This is a genomic window from Subdoligranulum sp. DSM 23681 (assembly GCF_057005535.1).
Genome location: NZ_CM168050.1, coordinates 312,178 through 331,911, shown reverse-complemented (window position 1 = coordinate 331,911; position 19,734 = coordinate 312,178). Strand labels below are relative to the sequence as shown.

19 protein-coding genes are annotated in these 19,734 nt (G+C 59.3%); 17 read left to right on the top strand and 2 right to left on the bottom strand.

What is annotated here, in order from left to right; translation table 11 throughout:
* Window positions 1-31 precede the first annotated feature (31 nt).
* The 8 genes from AC127K_RS01640 (at window position 32) to AC127K_RS01605 (ending at window position 8,020) form a co-directional block, all read left to right on the top strand.
* Entirely contained in the window at window positions 32-934 is a 903-nt protein-coding gene (locus AC127K_RS01640; protein ID WP_483721323.1) for a sensor histidine kinase, read from the top strand.
* 331 nt (window positions 935-1,265) lie between these two features.
* Window positions 1,266-2,312: a spermidine/putrescine ABC transporter ATP-binding protein gene (potA, locus tag AC127K_RS01635; RefSeq protein WP_294542291.1), complete on the top strand. Its 1,047-nt coding sequence runs from the start codon at window positions 1,266-1,268 to the stop codon at window positions 2,310-2,312.
* A gap of 6 nt (window positions 2,313-2,318) precedes the next feature.
* Complete coding sequence (locus AC127K_RS01630) at window positions 2,319-3,140, top strand: ABC transporter permease (protein ID WP_294542293.1); 822 nt, start codon at window positions 2,319-2,321, stop codon at window positions 3,138-3,140.
* Window positions 3,140-3,982, top strand: coding sequence for an ABC transporter permease (locus tag AC127K_RS01625; RefSeq protein ID WP_294542295.1), 843 nt, complete (start codon window positions 3,140-3,142; stop codon window positions 3,980-3,982). The genes AC127K_RS01630 and AC127K_RS01625 overlap by 1 nt, the downstream gene beginning before the upstream one ends.
* Window positions 3,983-4,000: 18 nt before the next feature.
* Entirely contained in the window at window positions 4,001-5,233 is a 1,233-nt protein-coding gene (locus AC127K_RS01620; RefSeq protein WP_483722165.1) for an ABC transporter substrate-binding protein, read from the top strand.
* 134 nt (window positions 5,234-5,367) lie between these two features.
* Complete coding sequence (locus AC127K_RS01615; RefSeq protein WP_483721322.1) at window positions 5,368-6,120, top strand: acyl-[acyl-carrier-protein] thioesterase; 753 nt, start codon at window positions 5,368-5,370, stop codon at window positions 6,118-6,120.
* Window positions 6,121-6,440: 320 nt separating this feature from the next.
* Entirely contained in the window at window positions 6,441-6,761 is a 321-nt protein-coding gene (locus tag AC127K_RS01610; protein WP_294542300.1) for a PadR family transcriptional regulator, read from the top strand.
* Window positions 6,758-8,020 (top strand): HAAS signaling domain-containing protein, encoded by a 1,263-nt coding sequence (locus AC127K_RS01605; protein WP_483721321.1) that lies wholly within the window; start codon window positions 6,758-6,760, stop codon window positions 8,018-8,020. The genes AC127K_RS01610 and AC127K_RS01605 overlap by 4 nt, the downstream gene beginning before the upstream one ends.
* A gap of 81 nt (window positions 8,021-8,101) precedes the next feature.
* Here the strand turns inward: AC127K_RS01605 and AC127K_RS01600 are convergent, their stop codons facing one another.
* The gene (locus tag AC127K_RS01600; protein WP_483721320.1) at window positions 8,102-9,604 is read right to left on the bottom strand and encodes an IMP dehydrogenase; all 1,503 of its coding nucleotides are present in this window, start codon (window positions 9,602-9,604) and stop codon (window positions 8,102-8,104) included.
* 308 nt (window positions 9,605-9,912) lie between these two features.
* Here AC127K_RS01600 and trxA point away from each other — a divergent pair, with 308 nt between their 5' ends.
* Complete coding sequence (gene trxA / locus AC127K_RS01595) at window positions 9,913-10,224, top strand: thioredoxin (protein ID WP_483721319.1); 312 nt, start codon at window positions 9,913-9,915, stop codon at window positions 10,222-10,224.
* A 51-nt stretch (window positions 10,225-10,275) separates the two neighbouring features.
* Here trxA and AC127K_RS01590 read toward each other — a convergent pair whose 3' ends face one another.
* Window positions 10,276-10,938: a Crp/Fnr family transcriptional regulator gene (locus AC127K_RS01590; protein ID WP_294538266.1), complete on the bottom strand. Its 663-nt coding sequence runs from the start codon at window positions 10,936-10,938 to the stop codon at window positions 10,276-10,278.
* A gap of 86 nt (window positions 10,939-11,024) precedes the next feature.
* On the opposite strand from AC127K_RS01590, the gene AC127K_RS01585 reads away from it, so the two are divergent.
* The 8 genes from AC127K_RS01585 to AC127K_RS01550 all read left to right on the top strand — a co-directional run bounded on the left by AC127K_RS01585 (window position 11,025) and on the right by AC127K_RS01550 (window position 19,709).
* Window positions 11,025-11,687 (top strand): cytochrome c biogenesis CcdA family protein, encoded by a 663-nt coding sequence (locus AC127K_RS01585; protein ID WP_483721318.1) that lies wholly within the window; start codon window positions 11,025-11,027, stop codon window positions 11,685-11,687.
* Between the two features lie 13 nt (window positions 11,688-11,700).
* Window positions 11,701-12,342, top strand: coding sequence for a TlpA family protein disulfide reductase (locus AC127K_RS01580; RefSeq protein ID WP_483721317.1), 642 nt, complete (start codon window positions 11,701-11,703; stop codon window positions 12,340-12,342).
* Window positions 12,343-12,716: 374 nt separating this feature from the next.
* Window positions 12,717-14,669 (top strand): peptide ABC transporter substrate-binding protein, encoded by a 1,953-nt coding sequence (locus AC127K_RS01575; protein ID WP_483721316.1) that lies wholly within the window; start codon window positions 12,717-12,719, stop codon window positions 14,667-14,669.
* Window positions 14,670-14,843: 174 nt separating this feature from the next.
* Window positions 14,844-15,794, top strand: coding sequence for an ABC transporter permease (locus tag AC127K_RS01570; RefSeq protein WP_294538279.1), 951 nt, complete (start codon window positions 14,844-14,846; stop codon window positions 15,792-15,794).
* Window positions 15,794-16,822 (top strand): ABC transporter permease, encoded by a 1,029-nt coding sequence (locus tag AC127K_RS01565; RefSeq protein WP_483721315.1) that lies wholly within the window; start codon window positions 15,794-15,796, stop codon window positions 16,820-16,822. The genes AC127K_RS01570 and AC127K_RS01565 overlap by 1 nt, the downstream gene beginning before the upstream one ends.
* Before the next feature lie 13 nt (window positions 16,823-16,835).
* Window positions 16,836-17,909 carry an ABC transporter ATP-binding protein gene (locus AC127K_RS01560; RefSeq protein WP_483721314.1) on the top strand — a complete coding sequence of 358 codons (1,074 nt, stop codon included), beginning with the start codon at window positions 16,836-16,838 and terminating at the stop codon, window positions 17,907-17,909.
* Window positions 17,902-18,846: an ATP-binding cassette domain-containing protein gene (locus AC127K_RS01555; protein ID WP_483721313.1), complete on the top strand. Its 945-nt coding sequence runs from the start codon at window positions 17,902-17,904 to the stop codon at window positions 18,844-18,846. The genes AC127K_RS01560 and AC127K_RS01555 overlap by 8 nt, the downstream gene beginning before the upstream one ends.
* 23 nt (window positions 18,847-18,869) lie before the next feature.
* Window positions 18,870-19,709, top strand: coding sequence for an SH3 domain-containing C40 family peptidase (locus AC127K_RS01550; protein ID WP_483721312.1), 840 nt, complete (start codon window positions 18,870-18,872; stop codon window positions 19,707-19,709).
* Window positions 19,710-19,734 lie beyond the last annotated feature (25 nt).

Genomic DNA, 19,734 nt, shown 5'->3' with positions numbered 1-19,734 from the left:
CAAAGACTTTTGATAGGGAAGAGGTGCTCCTATGCTTGTTGCTGTGCTTGTGCTTGCCTGCGCTGTTGTGGTGCTGGCGGTGCTGTTCCTGCGCCTTTTGCACCAGTTTTCCTCCTGGGCAGACTGGCTGGAAACCACCCCGCCGGATTCCAACACCCGGCTGCCGGTTTCGGTACGGCTGGCTCCGGTGCTGCAGGCGGCCCGGGCCATCAACAGCCGGCTGGACGGGGCCCGACAGCAGGCGCTGGAGGCCCAAAAAACGGGCCGGGAACTGCAGAACACTATGGCGGCGCTCAGCCATGATATCCGGACCCCCTTGGCTGCGGCCTGCGGCCATCTGGAACTTCTGCGCACCGGGGCCGACCCGACCGAACGAGACCGGCGGCTGGATACGGTGGCACACCGTCTGCGGGATCTGGAAGGCCTGCTGGATGAGATGTTTCTGTATACCCGTTTGCAGGCGGGGGAAACTATGCCCATGGACCTGCACCCGGTAGGCTTGTGGCCGGCAGTGTGCGAAGCGCTGGCTGCCCTGGTCCCGCAGCTGGAAGAGGCTGGCCTGGAACCACAGCTGGACTTTGCCGACAAAACGGCCGCTGTCCTGGCAGACCAGGAAGCACTGGGGCGGGTGCTGCGCAATCTGGTGACCAACGGCATTCACCATGCCGTCGGCACCTTGACCATCACCCAGACGCCGGATGGCCTTGTTTTTTCCAATCCGGTGGCAGATCCGGACTCCATCGCCCCGGAGCATCTCTTTGACCGGTTCTGGCGGGCGGACACCGCCCGCCGCAGCGGTCATGGTGGGGCGGGACTGGGGCTTTCCATTGTACGTCAGCTCACCGAAGTCATGGGCGGCCGGGTGGAAGCGGAGCTGGAAGGGCAGACCCTGCGCATCCGTCTGCATCTGCCGCCTGCCAGAACCAAAGGGTAAAAGCAGCCCGCGCCGACCCGGCGCGGGCTGCTTTTGGGTATGGTGCGGCACTGAACATTTTGCCTCAATCTGTCACTTTGCACGCTTTTTCCCTATATTTATACAAAAATTGATTGACAGCCCCCGGGAACACGGTATAATGAAACTTGTGTTTTGCATCTATTGAACACAAAACTAGCGTTGTATGTGCCACTGCAGCCGCGGTCCGAACCCAACCGAACCGACGGTGTAACAAACCTTTTGCGGGGTGGCATCATGGGCGCTGACCGTCAGGTACCCGCATGGAGCCGGGGCCGCCGGCACAGATTCCGCAAAGGGGGATGCAGTATAAATGAATGATTCGCTGATCGTATCGCTCAAGAACATTGTTGTTGACTTTGATGGGGAAAAGGTCCTGAACGGCCTTTCGCTCGACATCCACGACAAAGAGTTCGTCACCTTCCTCGGCCCTTCCGGCTGCGGCAAAACGACCACTCTGCGCGTGATCGCCGGGTTCATCACCCCGCAGTCCGGCAATGTTCTTTTTGATGGCAAGGACATCACCAACCTGCCGCCGTACAAGCGCCAGGTGAACACCGTGTTCCAGAAATATGCCCTGTTCCCGCACCTCAATGTGTTTGAGAATGTGGCTTTCGGCCTGCGTCTGAAAAAGATGCCGGAAGAACAGCTGCGTCCCAAGGTGCTGGAAATGCTGGAGATCGTGGGCCTGAAAGGCTTTGAACGCCGCAGCATCCATCAGCTGTCCGGCGGTCAGCAGCAGCGCGTGGCCATTGCCCGCAGCCTGGTCAACCAGCCCCGGGTCCTGCTGCTGGACGAGCCCCTGGGCGCGTTGGACCTGAAGCTGCGCAAGGAGATGCAGCTGGAACTCAAGCGCCTGCAGCGGGAACTGAACATCACCTTCGTGTACGTCACCCACGACCAGGAGGAAGCCCTGACCATGTCCGATACCGTGGTGGTCATGAACAAGGGCAACATCCAGCAGATCGGCAGTCCCCAGGATATCTACAACGAACCCCAGAACGCTTTCATCGCCAACTTCATCGGTGATTCCAACATTGTGGAAGGCATCATGCTCAAGGACTTCCTGGTCAGCTTCTGCGGCCATGACTTCTCCTGCGTGGACCGGGGCTTCGGCATCAACGAGCCGGTCCAGGTGGTGGTCCGTCCCGAGGACGTGGCCATTGTGCCGCCGTCCACCGGCATGCTGACCGGTCTGGTGAAGGAAGTCATCTTCAAGGGTGTGCACTTTGAGATGCATGTGGACGTGGAAGGAAAGGAATGGCTGATTCATTCCACCCAGGCCAGCCAGCCCGGGGAGATCATCGGCATGAACATCGGCCCGGACGAGATCCACATCATGGCGCGGGAAGGGGTGTGACGCCGCATGCTTCGTTCCAAAGCTTCCCGCTGGGTGGCGGCGCCGTACCTGGTATGGATGGCCATCTTTATTGTGGTGCCGCTGTTCATCGTGATCTGGTACGCCCTGACCAATTCGGAGGGCGCCTTCACCCTGCAGAATCTGGCCGAGATCGGCCGCTACTCTTCGGTCTTTGCCCGCAGCCTGCTGCTGGCAGCCGAAGCCACCATCATCTGCCTGATTCTGGCCTTTCCGGTGGGGTATTTTCTGTCCCGCCTGCGGGCCAATAAGCAGCATATTATGCTCATGCTGGTCATGCTGCCCATGTGGATGAACTTCCTTTTGCGCACCTATGCCTGGATGACCCTGCTGGAGAAAAACGGTCTGATCAACAAGCTGCTGGGACTGGTTGGCCTGGGACCTCTGAACATGATCAACACCTCCGGCGCCGTGGTGCTGGGCATGGTGTACAACTATCTGCCCTATATGATCCTGCCCCTGTACACCGCCATGACCAAGATCGACAATTCCATCATCGAGGCGGCACAGGACCTGGGCTGCAGCACCTTCCAGACCCTGCTCCGGGTACTGATCCCGCTGTCCAAACCGGGCATTGCCACCGGGATCACCATGGTGTTTGTGCCGGCGGTTTCCACCTTTATCATCAGCCGCATGCTGGGCGGCGGCTCCAACCTGCTCATCGGCGACTTGATCGAACTGCAGTTCCTGGGCAACTCCTATAACCTGAACCTGGGCTCTGCCATGAGTCTGGCCCTGATGGTCATCGTGCTGCTGTGCATGAGCTTTACTTCCAGCTTTGACGAAGAGGAAATGGAGGGGGTCATGTAATGAAAACACAAAACAAACGCCTGCTCCAGCGCGCGTATATCGTGCTGATCTTCGGCTTCATGTACCTGCCCATTGCGGTGCTGATCGCCTACAGCTTCAATGAAAACAAGAGCCGTACCGTTTTTTCCGGCTTCACCCTGGACTGGTACCGCAGCCTTTTCCACAATGAGATGATCCTCTCGGCTCTGGGGCTGTCCCTGGTGCTGGCCCTGGTTTCCTCGGTGCTGGCCACCGTGCTGGGTACCCTTGCCACCATCGGCATCAATTCCATGTCCCGCCGCACCCAGCTGATTGTCAACAACATCAGCTATGTGCCGGTGGTCAACCCGGAAATCATCACCGGTGTCTCCCTGATGCTGCTCTTTGTGCTGCTGCAGAAGGCGGGCATCGGCGGCGAGGGCGGTATCTTCGGCTGGTTCACCCTGCTTATTGCCCACATCACCTTCAATGTACCCTATGTGATCTTCAATGTGGGCCCCAAGCTGCGCCAGCTGGACCCCAGCCTGTACAACGCGGCCCTGGACCTGGGCTGCACCCCGCGGCAGGCCTTCTTCAAGGTGATCCTGCCCCAGCTGACCCCGGCTATCCTGTCGGCGTTCCTGATCTGCCTGACCTACTCCATTGACGACTTCATGATCTCTTACTTCAACTGCGGCACCATGCAGACTCTGCCCATCGCCATTTACAGCATGACCCGCAAGAAGGTAAGCCCCGAGATCAACGCGCTGTCGGCCATCATCTTCCTGGTGATCCTGGCCATCATCCTCATCTCCAACCATATGGATTCCCGTGCCTATCGCCGCAATCAGGTGGCCATCCGCAAAGGCGCGGCCGAAGCGTAAGGGAGGGGAACCATGAAACTGAAACGTGTTTGCGCCCTGGGGGCTGCCTTCCTGCTGCTGCCTGTCTGCGCCATGCCCGCCTTTGCGGCGGAGGAGATCGTGGTCAACGAGGATATTTCGGTGTCCGGGGACTATGACTGGACCCGATTTGCCAATGACAACATCACCCTGAACGTGTACAACTGGGGTTTGTATATCTCCGACGGTTCGGACGACAGCGTGGACGTGGTTTCTGCCTTTGAGGAGCTCACCGGCATTAAGGTCAACTACACCACCTTCGACTCCAACGAGAGCCTGTACGCCAAGATGAAATCCGGCGGTGCCAGCTATGACGTGATCTTCCCCTCCGACTATATGGTGGGCAAGCTCATTCAGGAAGGGATGCTGGCGCCTCTGGACTATGACAACATCCCCAACATCTCCGCCATCGGAGAGGAATATCTGGGCTGGGACTTCGACCCGGACAACGCCTACAGCGTGCCTTACATGTGGGGCACCACCGGCCTGATCTACAACACCACCATGGTGGATGAGGCCCCCACCAGCTGGTCGGCGCTGTGGGATGTGCAGTATGCGGGCAACGTCCTCATGTTCAATAACTCCCGGGATGCCTACGCCATTGCGGCCAAGCGTGCGGGACTTTCGCTGAATCCCTCCTCGGTGGAGGAGGTGGACCAGGTCATGAAGGACCTGCAGGACCAGAAATCCATCGTACAGGCCTATGTCATGGATGAGATCTTCGACAAGATGGAGGGCGGGGAAGCTGCCATGGCCCCGTACTATGCGGGCGATGCCCTGACCATGATCGAGGATAACCCGGATCTGGCCTTTGTCCATCCGGAGGAGGGCGTCAACTTCTTCGTGGACAGCATGTGCATTCCGGCTACCAGCAAGAACAAGGAAGCGGCCGAGATGTTCATCAATTATATGTGCGAAACCTCGGTGGGGTATGCCAACTGCGATTACATCGGGTATTCCACCCCCATCACCGCCGTGTGGGAGCTGCTGGACGATGATCTGAAGTACAGCCCCATTGCCTATCCCGGGGAGGATGTGATGTCCAAGGCGGAGGTCTTTGTCACCCTGCCCGATGATGTCAATGCCGAGATGGACAGCCAGTGGAGCCAGATGAAGAGCTACGATGAAAGCGGCGGCAGCTGGATGGTGGTGATCTTCCTGCTGGGCGCTGTGGCGCTGTCCGGCTTCAATATCTGGCGCAAGCTGCGCAAGAAGATGCGGGACAATTACTGATTGCGAAACGCCCTTTCCGGCTTCCGGAAGGGGCGCTTTTTGGGCAATGCGGCCTTTTTGTCCCGCCGCCGCTGGCACCGCGCCTGCCACCGTGCTATAATAAACTGACCAATCAAAAAAAGGAGATGTCGCCCATGTCGCAGGACATGACAGAATATACGGAGCCTTTTCAGGTGTACCGCCACGATGGGGATTGTTTCGGGTATGTGCAGCCGGCATCGGTGCTGCGCTACGCCCAGCAGATTGCAGGGGAGCACGCCATCGCCCTGGGCCTGACCGATGAAGTCTATGCCAAGACCCACACGGCCTATGTGCTGGCCAAGCAGGCGCTGCATTTTGACCGGGTTCCCCATGTGGATGAGCACCTGACCCTCATCACCAAACCGGAAGCTATGAAGCGGGCGGTGAACAAGCGCATCACCCAGGTGCTGGATACCGACGGCAGCCAGGTGGCGCTGGTGGACAGCCGCTGGGTGGTCATTGATACCGACCGCCGGATGATCCTGCGCAAGCATCCGGAGGAATTTACCACCGCCCACTGGGCCGTGGAGGTGCCGGAAGAACTGCCCATGAAGATGCACAAGGCGCCGCTGGCCGACTGTGAAGCGGTGGGCACCCACACCGCCGCCTACAGCCAGTGCGATATGAACGGCCACATGAACAACGCCCGGTATGTGGATGTGATCTGCGATGCGCTGCCCATGGACTTGTTGGAAACCAACTTTGTGCAAGATGTGATCATCTACTACCACAAGGAAGTGCCTCGCGGCGGTTCTTTCACCCTGTACCGTCATCAGCTGGAAAGCGGGGAGTGGTATTTTGCCGGTATCCTGCCGGACGGCAAATCCAGCTTTGAAGCCACCATAACGCTGACGCCGCGCAGCTGAACGCAGGACTCCGGAGGAGAAGCAATTCAAATGGTAACAAAAGAATGAAAATAGTTACAAAACTTTAACAAATAGCCATTGACAAATGGTTGCAAAAAGGTTACAATTTACTTGCAAGCAAAGCTAAAACAAACTTTTTCATGTGTTCTTCTCCTCCTTTCTTTTGGACCCCCGCCTTTCCCTCAGGCGGGGGTTTCCTTTTTGTGGGCCGCGGATTCATTCCGCGGTTATTTTTTTGCAAAAAACAGGGAATACCCTATTGCATTACACTATATTATATGATATATAATATATAAAGACATATAAGAAGGGAGCATGCCATGACCTTTGTATCCAATGCGGCTTTGCTGGATGCCGTTGTGCTGGCCGTGGTCTCCCAGCAGGCGGAAGGCTCTTACGGGTACCGCATCACCCAGCAGATCAAAGAAGTGCTGGATGTTTCGGAATCCTCGCTGTACCCGGTACTGCGCCGTCTGCAGAAAGACCAGTGCCTCACCGTGCACGATGAGACAGCCAATGGCCGCAACCGCCGCTATTACCGCATCACAGAACTGGGCCTGGTCCGCCTGCAGGGGTATCAGGACGAATGGAAGGCCTACACACAAAAAATCGACACATTGTTTTGGGGGGAAATGCCATGACCAAGTACGAGTATATTGCAAAACTGGAAAAGCTGCTGGCCCACATGCCGCCGCAGGAGCGCCGGGATGCGCTGGAATATTACGTGGAATACTTTGACGCCGCCGGCCCCGACCACGAGGCCGAGACCGCCGAGAAACTAGGCGATCCCGAAACGGTGGCTGCCAAGATCCTGGAAGGCGCGGGCTTGTCCGGGAATGCTGATGGAGATTCGGCATCGGGCGCCGCACAGCCGACCTCCGATGCAACGGACGGCGGGAACCCCGCTGACGGTCCGGTGACCCGCACCGGACTGCAGGGGCCGGGGCTGCTGGTTCTGTTCGTAGTGATTTTGCTGTTGGTGGCACTGGCGCTGGCCTTGTCTGCCGCCGCCACCGGGTTCCGGGGATTCGGCCGCGACAAGGAAATCACCGTGACGGCCAGCGAACAGGTCGTGTCCGATACACCTGCCGCACTGGCTGACTCCACTCCGGCTCCCGCGGCCCAGGATACCGCTACCCCGGCCCCGACCGCTGATGCTTCGGCTCCGGCTTCGGCCAATGTTTCGGCCGATACCCAGGCACCCTCTGACTGGGAGACAACCTATCCCGCCGCTATCACGGAGGTGGACCTGGAACTGTCCCAGATGAATCTGGTCGTTACGGTGGACGATACCGTCTCTGCCGTTACCCTGCGGGGAACCGGCGTGGCCGACAGTGCCCTGCGGGTGGACCAGCAGGAGACGGACCGAGAAAACAAGCTGGATGCGCGTCTGTCCGCAGACCAGGGCAGCACCGCCAGCCTGACCCTGGTTCTGCCTGCCAACAATATGCCGCGGCGCCTGGAATTCAAACTTACTGGCGGCAGCGCCACCCTGCCGGACCTGACCCTGGATGAGCTGGAAGTGGATTCTGTGGGGGCCGCTGTCACGGTGGGCCGGATCACCGCCCGCAAGGTGGACTTGCAGGAAGAGGGGAACGGCAATGTGTCGGCTCAAACCCTCATAGCAGATGAAGTCTCTCTGGATGCCAAGCGCGGCACTGTGACGGTGGCGCAGGTCAATGTCAACCGTCAGCTGGATGTGGAAGCGGAGGGCGGCAATGTGGCGGCCACCCTGCAAGGCCGTGCGGATGCTTTCCGGCTGGAAGCCGAGAACAAGGGCGGCACCCTGAATGTGAACGGAGAGTCCCTTACCGGAGAAGTGCGGCGTCAGGGCAGCGGCTCCGCATCCATCGAAGCGGAGTGCCAGTCCGGCACCATCACCCTGGGCTTTTCCGGCTGAAACAGACAGCAACAGAAAAAAGGAGCCCCGCTCCGGTCAACGACCGGAGCGGGGCTCCCGCTTTTGTCAGAGTGGGGAAGATCAGTTGTTGGGGCTGTTCTTCAGGATCACGTCGTGGCTGCCGCCTTCCACAATGGAGGTGGAGGACACAACGGTCAGGCGGGCTTTCTGCTGCAGCTCGTGGATGTTCAGCGCGCCGCAGTTGCACATGGTGGACCGCACCTTGTACAGGGTGGTCTGCACGCCGTCTGCCAGAGGGCCGGCGTAGGGAACATAGCTGTCCACGCCTTCCTCAAAGCTCAGCTTCTGGGCGCCGCCCAGGTCGTAGCGCTGCCAGTTGCGGGCGCGGTTGGAACCTTCGCCCCAGTATTCCTTGACGTAGTTGCCGTTGATGCGCAGACGGTTCGTCGGGCTCTCGTCAAAGCGGGCAAAGTAACGGCCCAGCATGACGAAGTCGGCACCCATGGCCAGAGCCAGGGTGATGTGATAGTCGTGCACGATGCCGCCGTCGGAGCAGATGGGCACATAGATGCCGGTCTGTTCGTAGTACTCGTCCCGGGCCTTGGCAACCTCGATGACGGCGGTCGCCTGACCGCGGCCGATGCCCTTGGTCTCGCGGGTGATGCAGATGGAACCGCCGCCGATGCCGATCTTGACGAAGTCGGCGCCGGCCTTGGCCAGGAACAGGAAGCCATCGCGGTCCACCACGTTGCCGGCGCCAACCTTGACGCTGTCGCCGTAATGTTCGCGGATCCAGGTGATGGTGCGGGACTGCCATTCACTGAAGCCCTCGGAAGAGTCGATGCACAGCACATCCACACCGGCGTCTACCAGAGCGGGAACACGCTCGGCGTAGTCGCGGGTGTTGATGCCGGCGCCCACAACGTAGCTCTTGTTCTTGTCCAGCAGCTCGTTGACGTTTTCCTTGTGGCTGTCGTAGTCCTTGCGGAAGACCATGTACTGCAGGTTGCCTTCCTCATCCACCAGGGGCAGGGAGTTGATCTTGTTGTCCCAGATGATGTCGTTGCAGTCATGCAGGCTGGTGGTGGCGGGAGCGGTGACCAGCTTTTCCAGCGGGGTCATGAACTCGGTGACCTTCAGGTCGGTGGACATGCGGGACAGACGATAGTCGCGGGAGGCCACGATGCCCAGCAGCTTGCCGTGCGGGGTGCCGTCGGCGGTGATGGCCACGGTGGAATGGCCGGTGCGGGTCTTCAGGTCCAGCACGTCGGCCAGGGTGGCTTCGGGAGGCAGGTTGGAGTCGCTGGTCACAAAGCCCTTCTTGTAGGCCTTGACCCGGCGCACCATATCGGCTTCCTCCTGGATGGTCTGGGAACCGTAGATGAAGGAAACACCGCCCTGCTTGGCCAGCGCGATGGCCAGCTTTTCCCCGGAGACGGACTGCATGATGGCGGAAACCATCGGGATGTTCATTTCCAGCGGGCATTCTTCCTCGCCTTTGCGGTACTTGACCAGCGGGGTGCGCAGGCTCACCGCATTGGGCACACATTCGGAAGAGGAATACCCCGGCACCAGCAGATATTCACCAAACGTGCGGGACGGTTCAGAAAAATAGTACGCCATAAACACTCTCCTTAACAGTTCACAAAAACCAATATACTTTCGGTCCCGCCGCCGTGCCCGGGGCCCGGTGACGGGCGGGTCTATGCTTACCCTCGATTGTACCACATCTGTGGACAAAATACAAAATTTTGCGGCAAAAATCTTTTTGGACGCCCCGAATAAAAAGTTGTGGAATATGCCGGGGATACAAATGCCAAGGTATGACTTTTTTCTTTGGTGACATAGTTACGGAAGAATTGAAAAAATGAGGGTATGATAGTACCATACTGAAAGGGGAAACCCAAACACCACACAAAAAACGGAGGTTATTGACCATGTCTGTTCTTCATATCACGACCGCTACTTTTGAAAACGAAGTGCTGCACAGCGACAAGCCCGTCCTGCTGGACTTCTGGGCCAGCTGGTGCGGTCCCTGCCGTATGGTGGGCCCCATCCTGGATGAGATCGCCGCCGAGCGCAGCGACATCAAGGTCTGCAAGATCAACGTGGACGAACAGCCGGCTCTGGCCGCGCAGTTCGGCGTCATGAGCATCCCCACCCTGGTTGTTGTCAAGAACGGCCAGGAGGTCAACCGGTCCGTGGGCGCCATGCCCAAGGCCCGCATCCTCGCTCTGCTGTAATCGAGCCCGCAAAAGCACGTTCCGCTTCGGCGGGGCGTGCTTTCTGTGTTTTCAGTCGTCCCCCCGCAGCGCCCGCAACTTGTCCGTGTCGGTCAGTTCCACCGTCCCGCGGGACAGTTTCACCATGCCTTCGCTCTGGAAATACCGCAGCATCCGGGTGACCACCTCCCGGGCGGTGCCCAGGTGATTGGCGATCTTCTCGTGGGTGAGCTTCAGCGCGGTGGTGCCGTCCAGTTCGCTTTCCTCCAGCAGGAATCCGGCCAGCCGCCGGTCGAAGCTGCGGAACATCACCTGCTCCATCAGCCACATCACATCCGAAAGCCGGGTGCTCATGATCTCGTTGGTGTAGTTGGCCACGGCGGCCGATTCCTTCATTACCGATTTATACACGTCGGGGGGAATGATGTACATCTCGCTGTCCTTTTCCGCCTCGATGGTCACATCAAACTGGATACTGGGCATCATGCAGGAAGCCGCCAGCAGGCAGGCATCCCGCTCAAACAGGCGGTAGAGAGTGATCTCCCGCCCTTCTTCCGAAAGATAGTACGCCCGCAGCTGGCCGCTGCGCACCACCAGATATCCCAGACAGTCCGCCGCGCCGTCGTGCACGATGGTGCCCTGGGGGGCTTTGCGCAGCACGGCAGCCCCGCGCAGGGTCTGCTGCTGGGCAGGGGTCAGCTGGTCCCATACCGGGAACAAGGTTTCAAACGGCAATGCCGTCACCTCCTTACTACCTGCCAGTATAGCCAAAAACCACAGCCCCGTCAAATCTCATTTCTGCACAGAAAGGAACCTTTCCGATGCAATACCTCATCTCTTTCCTGGAAGGCATCATCACCTTTGTTTCTCCCTGCCTTCTGCCCATGCTTCCCATCTATGTATCCTACTTTGCCGGGGGTCAGCGCAGCATGCGCAAGACTCTCACCGGCGCCCTTGGCTTTGTGCTGGGCTTCACCCTGGTCTTTGTGGCCATGGGGGCCCTGGCCGGCACGGTGGGCGGCTTCCTCAAGTCCCACCAGACCGCCGTCAATCTGGTCTCCGGTGTGGTGGTCATCCTCTTCGGTCTGAATTTCCTGGGGGTGCTGCGGGTGCAGCTGTTCCGGGGCGGGATGGCCGGCGGTACCGCCGTGCGCACCCCGGGCTTTTTCTCCTCGGTGCTCTTTGGGCTGATCTTCTCTCTGGGATGGACGCCCTGCGTGGGGGCTTTCCTGGGCTCGGCCCTGCTGCTGGCTTCCCAGCAGGGGAGCGTCTGGACAGGCGTTTTGCTGCTGCTGACCTACTCCCTGGGGCTGGGCGTGCCCTTTGTGGCCAGCGCCCTTCTCATTGACGAACTCAAATCTGCCTTTGACTGGATCAAGCGTCACTATACCGTCATCAACCGCATCAGCGGCGGGTTCCTGGTGCTGGTGGGCCTGCTCATGGCCACCGGACTGCTGGGCCGCATGCTGGCGCTTCTGAGCTGAAAGGGGAGAACAGATGAACAAAAAAATCATTCTGCTGGTGGGAGTTGCCGCCTTTGCTTTGCTGATCACGGGGGCCTCTCTGTTATATAAGGATCTGAGCAATGGCCGGACCCCGGATGATCTTCTGGTCAGTCAGGCGACTCCGGTCCCGGCGGAAAACCCGGAAGCAACCTCAGAACAGGCAGCTTCCGATACTGAAGACGGGGAAGAGGCGGCCTCCCAGGCGGCTCCGGACTTCACCGTCTATGATGCGGAAGGCAACGCTGTAAAGCTTTCTGACTTTGCAGGCAAGCCGGTGGTGGTCAACTTCTGGGCCAGCTGGTGCGGCCCCTGCCAGAGTGAGATGGACGACTTCCAGCAGGCATACGATGAGCTGGGAGAGGACGTGCAGTTCCTCATGGTCAACATGACCGACGGCTCCCGGGAAACGGTAAGCACCGCCGGAGACTTTGTGGCCGAAAAAGGCTATACCTTCCCGGTGTACTTTGACACCGACCAGGATGCCGCCCTGACCTATTCGGTCTACTCGCTGCCCTCCACCTACCTCATTGACGCGGAGGGCAATGTGGTGGCCCGGGCGGTGGGGGCCATCAATCGGGAGACCCTGCAGACCGGCATTGACATGATCTATCCTGCCCAGACGGACGCCGAATGACCCGCTGGGCCAATCAGTGAATACGCCCGGAAACACTTCGTCTGTTTCCGGGTGCTTTTTTGTATCTGGAGGACCTGCATGGAAAAAACCGGCAAAACAGCAGCAATATTCTGTATTTTTATGCAAAATAAACATTACGGCAGGGGCCGAAATCTTGACATTCATCTACCTTTTTGTTATACTAGGGCCAATCAATTTTCCGCAAAGACGCGCCGAGGATCGACGGGCCCGAGGCGTTTTTCAAGGGCAAACAGTGTCCACATTGGTGTGGGCTTGTTTGCTTTTTGTCTTATTTGGGGAAAATCGGGCGGAATACCCTGTCTGCCCGTCATTACGGCCCGAAAGGACTGAGAGAAGGAAAGTGAGTGAGCCCTATGAACACGACGAAGAAGCTGATCAGTCTGGCGCTGTCTGGTGCCATGTGCGTGTCGCTGGCAGCCTGCGGCGGCAACGGCACCAGCACCACCGCTGAGGGGGCGGCCGTTTACCGGGAGCTGTACTCCAGCGAAGTGACCACCCTGAATTACCTGACCACCAGCCTGACCAATGAGTACGCCATCGGCGCCAACGTGGTGGACTGCCTGGTGGAGTATGACTCCTACGGCAACATCATTCCCTCTCTGGCCGAAAGCTGGGAGAGCAACGACGATATGACCGAGTGGACCTTCCACATCCGGCAGGGCGTCAAGTGGGTGGACAAGGACGGCAACGAGGTGGCCGATGTGACCGCCAACGACTGGGTATCCACCGCACAGTATGTCAACGATGCCCGCAACGCCGCTGATAACCAGTACATGTACTCCACCGGTGCGGTGGTGCACAACGCCCAGGCTTACTACGACTACACCGCCTACCTGCTGACCCTGGAGACCCTGGGGCTGGCCACCGGCGAAAATGCCGTGGACGATGCCGGCGATCCCATCGAAGTGGTGGACCCGGTGGAGGCCGACAGCATCGGTGTCAAGGCTGTGGATGACTACACCCTGGTTTACACGCTGGACCTGCCCTGCCCCTTCTTCCTCAGCGTCCTGTCCTACACCTCCTACATGCCGGTGTACGGACCCTTCCTGGAAGAGTGCGGCGACCAGTTCGGCCTGGACAACGAAAACCTGCTGTACAACGGTGCCTACATCCTGTCCAGCTACCTGCCCCAGCAGGAGCGCGTGCTGACCAAGAACCAGTCTTACTGGGACAAGGACAATGTCTTCATTGACGAGATCCGCCAAACCTACAACGCCGAAGCCATCAATGTCAGCGTGTCCATGTACCAGGCGGATGAGAGCGACTACGCTGCCGTGCCTTCCGATCTGCTGGACGCCATGCTGGCTGATGAGAGCACCGCCAACCTGGTCCATGGCTCCCGTCCGGACGTTTCCTTCAGCTACTTCTACAGCTTCAACTTTGACCCGCAGTTCGACGAACAGTATGAGCCCGAAAACTGGAAGCTGGCCGTCAACAACGAAAACTTCCGCAAGGCCGTCATGGCGGCGCTGGACCGTGTCAAGGCCCTGACCGTCAGCGAGCCCTACAACCCCTCCGACCTGCTGAACAACACCATCACCCCCGCCAACTTTGCTGTGGGCGGCGGTAAGGATTTCACCCAGTATGATGCGCTGCTGTCTTACACCCAGGGTGACAGCTTCGACGAAGCCAAGGCTATTGAATACCGTGACGCCGCCAAGGCGGAGCTGACCGCCGAAGGCGCCACCTTCCCCATCAAGGTCCTCATGCCCTACAACCCCAGCACCACCAACTGGGACAAGGAATGCCAGGTCGTGGAGCAGCAGATTGAAGGCGTTCTGGGGTCCGACTTCATTGACATCATCGTGCAGGCCGGCCCCGAGACCGGGTTCCTGTCCGCAGTGCGCCGCGGCGGCGACTACGCCCTGATGAAGTGCAACTGGGGCGCCGACTACGCCGATCCCCAGACCTGGACCGAGCCCTTTGTGGCCGACAACAGCTACGGCTTCTGGGATCTGAGCGAAGACCCCGAGACCCAGGCTCTGTTTGCCGCATACAGTGCCAAGGTGGAAGAGGCCGAGGCCATCTATGATGACGATGCCGCCCGCTACACCGCCTTTGCCGAAGCCGAGGCCATGCTGATCGACCATGCCATCGCCATTCCCTTCAGCGTTTCTTCCGGCGACGGGTACGTCATCTGCGACCTGAACCCCATGGAAGGGGAGTACGCTCCCTACGGTGTGGCCCTGCAGCGCTACAAGTACCAGCACCTGTATGACACTTCCATGAGCATGGACGAGTTCGAGACCGCTTACAAAGAGTGGGAAGAAGCCCGCGCCCAGGCCATTGCCACCTCGGAAGAATAAGCAGGCAGTACCCAAAAGATTTCAAAACCGCCATACCCGCCGCGCCGGTGCAGTTTGTGCCGGCGCGGCGCGTGCGGTTTTGCGGCGGGGCCCGTGTTCCGGCACGGACCCCGCCGCAAGGCCGTAAAACGCCGGGTATAAGGATAATTTACAAAGGGAAAGGGGAAGGACCCATTGGCCAAGTACATGCTCAAGCGTGTGCTGCACGCGCTGGTGACTTTGTGTATTGTCATCGTCATCGTCTTTGTGCTGCTGCGCCAGATGCCGATTGAGGGCTACTTCAACAATTTCGACAAACTCAGCGACGCCCAGATCAAAGCCGGACTGCAGCAGCTGGGGCTGACCCAGCCGCTGCCCAAGCAGGTGCTGAATTATTTTGTGCAGATCCTGCAGGGCAATCTGGGAATCTCCAACAAATACCGGGAAGGCTACTCCATCGCCAAGATCATTGCCCAGAAAGCCCCCATCTCCATTGAGATCGGCCTGATCAGCTTTGTGGTCTCGCTGGTGGTGGGCATGCCGTTGGGTATTCTCATGGCCCGGTCCACCCGTACCCGCTTCAAGGTGTGGGACAAGATCGGTACCGTGCTCATCGTGGTTGTGCAGGCGGTGCCCTCGGCGGTCTACCACCTGCTCATTCAGCTGTACGGCAGTGAAATGCTGGGCGTTTCCATGCTGTTCAACACCCGCAATCTGGAAACCTGGATCCTGCCCATCTTCTCCCTTTCCATCGGCAACATTGCCTATTACGCCATGTGGCTGCGCCGGTATATGGTGGATGAATCCAACAAGGACTATATCCGTCTGGCCCGGGCCAAGGGTGTACCGGCGGCCCGCATCAGCCGCAATCATGTTTTCCGCAATGCGGTAGTGCCGCTGGTGCAGTACATCCCCAACTCCATCCTGTTCACCCTTATGGGCTCCCTGTATGTAGAAAGCCTGTACTCCATTCCGGGCATGGGCGGTCTGCTGGTGCAGGTCATCAAGCTGCAGGACAACACCATGGTGCAGGCGCTGGTCCTGATCTACGCCGCCGTGTCGGTGCTGGGCCTGCTCTTCGGTGATATCTTAATGGCCCTGGTTGATCCTCGGATCAGTTTCACCGGAAAGGAGGGGGCACGCTGATGACATTCCGCAGAATGAAAGCCGAACAGCTGGAAACAGCGCTGAACAAGGATCTGGCAAAGCAGACCGACCCCACCGCCGCCTACGCGGATATGCCGGAAGACGAACTCTTCACCCCCGCCGATTTCGATCATTCCCGCGCCGAACGCGGCGGTTACTCCAACTACTCCTACTGGGGCGCCACCCTGCGTTCCTTCTTCAAGAACAAGGTGGCCGTATTTTTCCTCTGTGTTATTGCGGTGGTGCTGCTGTTCACTTTTATCCAGCCGCTGCTGCCCAACCAGCACGATCCCAAAACCATCAACAACGACCCTCTCACCGGCGTGCAGATCATCAACCGCGCCCCGGATTCGGAGTTCTGGTTCGGCACCAACTCCATCGGGCAGGACCTGTGGGCCCGTACCTGGGCCGGCACCCGCACCTCTCTGGGCATCGGGCTGGCCGTCGCCTGTTTTGAGGCGCTTTTCGGCACCCTCATTGGTGTTCTGTGGGGGTATGTGCGCAAGCTGGATACCTTCTTTACGGAACTCTATAATATCTTCGACAACATCCCCCAGACCCTGGTGCTGATCCTGGTTTCTTACATCATGAACCCCGGCGTGGGCACCATCATCTTTGCGCTGTGCCTGACCGGCTGGCTGGACATGGCCCGGTTCATCCGCAACCAGATCGTCATCATCCGTGACCGGGACTACAACTTGGCTTCCCGGTGCCTGGGCACCACCACCGGCCGCATTGTCACCAAGAACCTGCTGCCGTACCTGGTATCGGTCATTGCCCTGCGCATGTCTCTGGCCATCCCTTCGGCCATCGGCAATGAGGTCTTTGTCACCTACATCGGCATCGGCCTGCCCACCGATATCCCTTCTCTGGGCAACCTGGTCCAGGCGGGCCGTCTGCTCATGAGCCAGCCCAGTCTGCGGTATCAGCTTCTGTTCCCCACGGCGGTACTGGCCATCATCACCATCAGCCTGTATGTGGTGGGCAACGCCTTTGCGGACGCCGCCGATCCCAAAAACCATGTGTAAGGAGGACGCGAGCATGGAAAAAAATGATTCGGTCCTTCTTTCCATCCAGGACCTCAACTTCAAGTTCACCCTGCGCGGGCAGGTGCTTCACGCCATCCGGGGCATCTCCCTGGATGTGTACAAGGGGGAAAGTCTGGCCATTGTAGGGGAGTCCGGCTCCGGCAAGAGCGTGCTGGTCAAGACCCTTATGGGGCTGAACGACCAGAACGGCTACATCGAGAGCGGCAAGATCCTGTACAACGGTCAGGACCTGGCAACCTTCACCACCGACAAACAGTGGCAGGCCATCCGCGGCCGGGAGATCGCCATGGTCCTGCAGGACCCCATGACCAGCCTGAACCCGCTGAAAACCATCGGCTGGCAGATCAAGGAAGCCCTGGAACTGCACCAGAACCTGCACGGCGCCGCAGCAGATGCGGCGGTATGTGAACTGCTGGCGGAAGTGGGTATCCCTGACCCGCAGCGTCGGGCCAAACAATACCCCCATGAATTTTCCGGCGGCATGCGTCAGCGGGTGGTCATCGCCATCGCCATGGCCTGCCGTCCCAAGATCCTCATCTGCGATGAGCCCACCACTGCCCTGGATGTGACCATTCAGGCCCAGATTCTGGGGCTCATCAAGCAGATGCAGAAGAAGTATGACCTGACCACCATCTACATCACCCATGACTTGGGTGTGGTGGCCAATGTGGCCGACCGTATTGCGGTTATGTATGCCGGTGACATTGTGGAAGTGGGCAGCTGCGCCGAAGTCTTTTACGATCCCCGCCATCCCTACACCTGGGCCTTGCTCTCCAGCCTGCCCCAGCTGGGTGTGAAGGGCGAACCTCTCTATTCCATCGAGGGCACCCCGCCCAACCTCTTCCACGAGGTCCGCGGCGATGCCTTTGCCCCCCGCAACCCCCAGGCCCTGAAGATCGACTTCGTCAAGCGTCCGCCCATGTTTGCGGTCAGTCCCATCCATTCGGCCCGCACCTGGCTGCTGGACCCCCGGGCTCCCAAGGTGGAGCCGCCGGAGCACATCCGGGTCCTGCGGGAAAAGGGCCGTGCACTGAAACTCACCGGGGAGGGGACCGCCAATGCCTGATACACGGAAAAAACTGCTGGAACTGGACCATGTACGGGTCCAGTTCGGCAAAAAGCGCCGTCCTTTTGTGGCGGTGAAGGATGTTTCCTTTGACATCTACCAGGGCGAGACCTTCGGCCTGGTAGGGGAGTCCGGTTCCGGCAAGACCACCATCGGTCGGGCCATCATCCGGGCCAATCCGGTGGCAGCCGGGGAGATCCGCTTTGACGGACACCGTATCTCCGGCAAACTGTCGGCCCAGGAGGATCGCCAGGTCACCCGGGATATCCAGATGATCTTCCAGGACCCCATGAGCTCCTTGAACGAGAGAGCCAAGGTGGGGTATATCGTGGCCGAAGGCCTGTATGCTCCCGGCCATCACCTCACCGAGGACCAGCGCCGGGAGAAGGTGGCCAAGGCCCTTTCGGACGTGGGCTTGCTGCCGGAGTTTGCCTCCCGGTTCCCCCACGAATTCTCCGGCGGCCAGCGCCAGCGCATCGGTATTGCCCGGGCTCTCATCATGGAACCCCGGTTCATTGTGGCCGATGAGCCCATCTCTGCCCTGGACGTGTCCATCCGGGCCCAGGTGCTCAACCTGCTGTCTGCCTTGCAGAAGGAGCGCGGCCTGACCTATCTGTTCATCGCCCATGATTTGTCGGTGGTGCGGTTCATCTGCGACCGCATTGCTGTTATCCACAAAGGCGATATTGTGGAACTGGCCGAGAGTGAGCAGCTCTTTGCCCATCCGCTGCATCCTTACACACGGGCCCTGCTGTCGGCCATTCCCCAGCCGGACCCCATTGCGGAACGCAGCAAAAAATTGCTGGTGTATGATCCTGCCTGCCATGACTACACCCAGGACAAGCCGGTCTGGTATGAGATCGAACCCGGCCATTTTGTGTTGGGCAACCAGAAGGAACTGGACGGCTACCGGGAATCCCTGGCCAAGGCCCACTGACCTTTTCAGACAAGGAGCGTGCTATGAAAGCCATTATCAACCGTGCCCTCTGCCCTCTGTATGAAGAGGCAGACACCTGTGCCGCTGCCCCGCAGGAAGCCTGTGTCACCGACGAAGCCCTGCTGGGGATGCCGGTGGAAATCACCGGGGAGGCAGACGATTTGGGCCGTCTGCCCATCAAGACCTTCTACGGATACACCGGACGGGTGGATGCGGATGCGCTGACCCGGGGGCAGGCTGCCGAGGCGTTCCTGGCGCTGCCGCAGAAGATCGTGCTGCACAAGAATTTTGTGGACGTTCTTTCCCAGCCCAAGGTGCAGGGTGGTTATGTGATGACCGGCATTCCCCGCGGGGGACGGCTGGCCCTGTGCGGAGAGCCGGAGGACGGCTGGCAGAAGGTCCAGTTGCCCGACGGCCGCCAGGGGTATGTGTGTGCCAGTGCGCTGGATACCCTGTGGCAGAGCCCCTGCGCCGATACCCACCGGGAACTGCGCAAAGCCCTGACTGCCGCTGCCCGCCTGTATGCTGGAACCCAGTACCGCTGGGGCGGCAAAAGCCCCTTGGGCATTGACTGCTCGGGGCTTTGCAGCATGGCGTATCTGCTGTGCGGCATCGTCATCTGGCGGGATGCCCAGATCAAGGAAGGCTATCCCATCCATGAGATCCCGCTTTCGGAGATCCGTGCCGGGGACCTGCTTTACTTCCCGGGCCATGTGGCCATGTACCTGGGCGGCGGGGAATACATCCACTCCACTGGTCGGGCAGGGGACAATGGTGTGACCATCAACAGCCTGTATCCGGAGGCGCCCAATTACCGGGCCGACCTGCCGGACCAGATCACCGCCGTGGGCAGCTACTTCTGAACAATGACCCTTCATAGACCTCTAT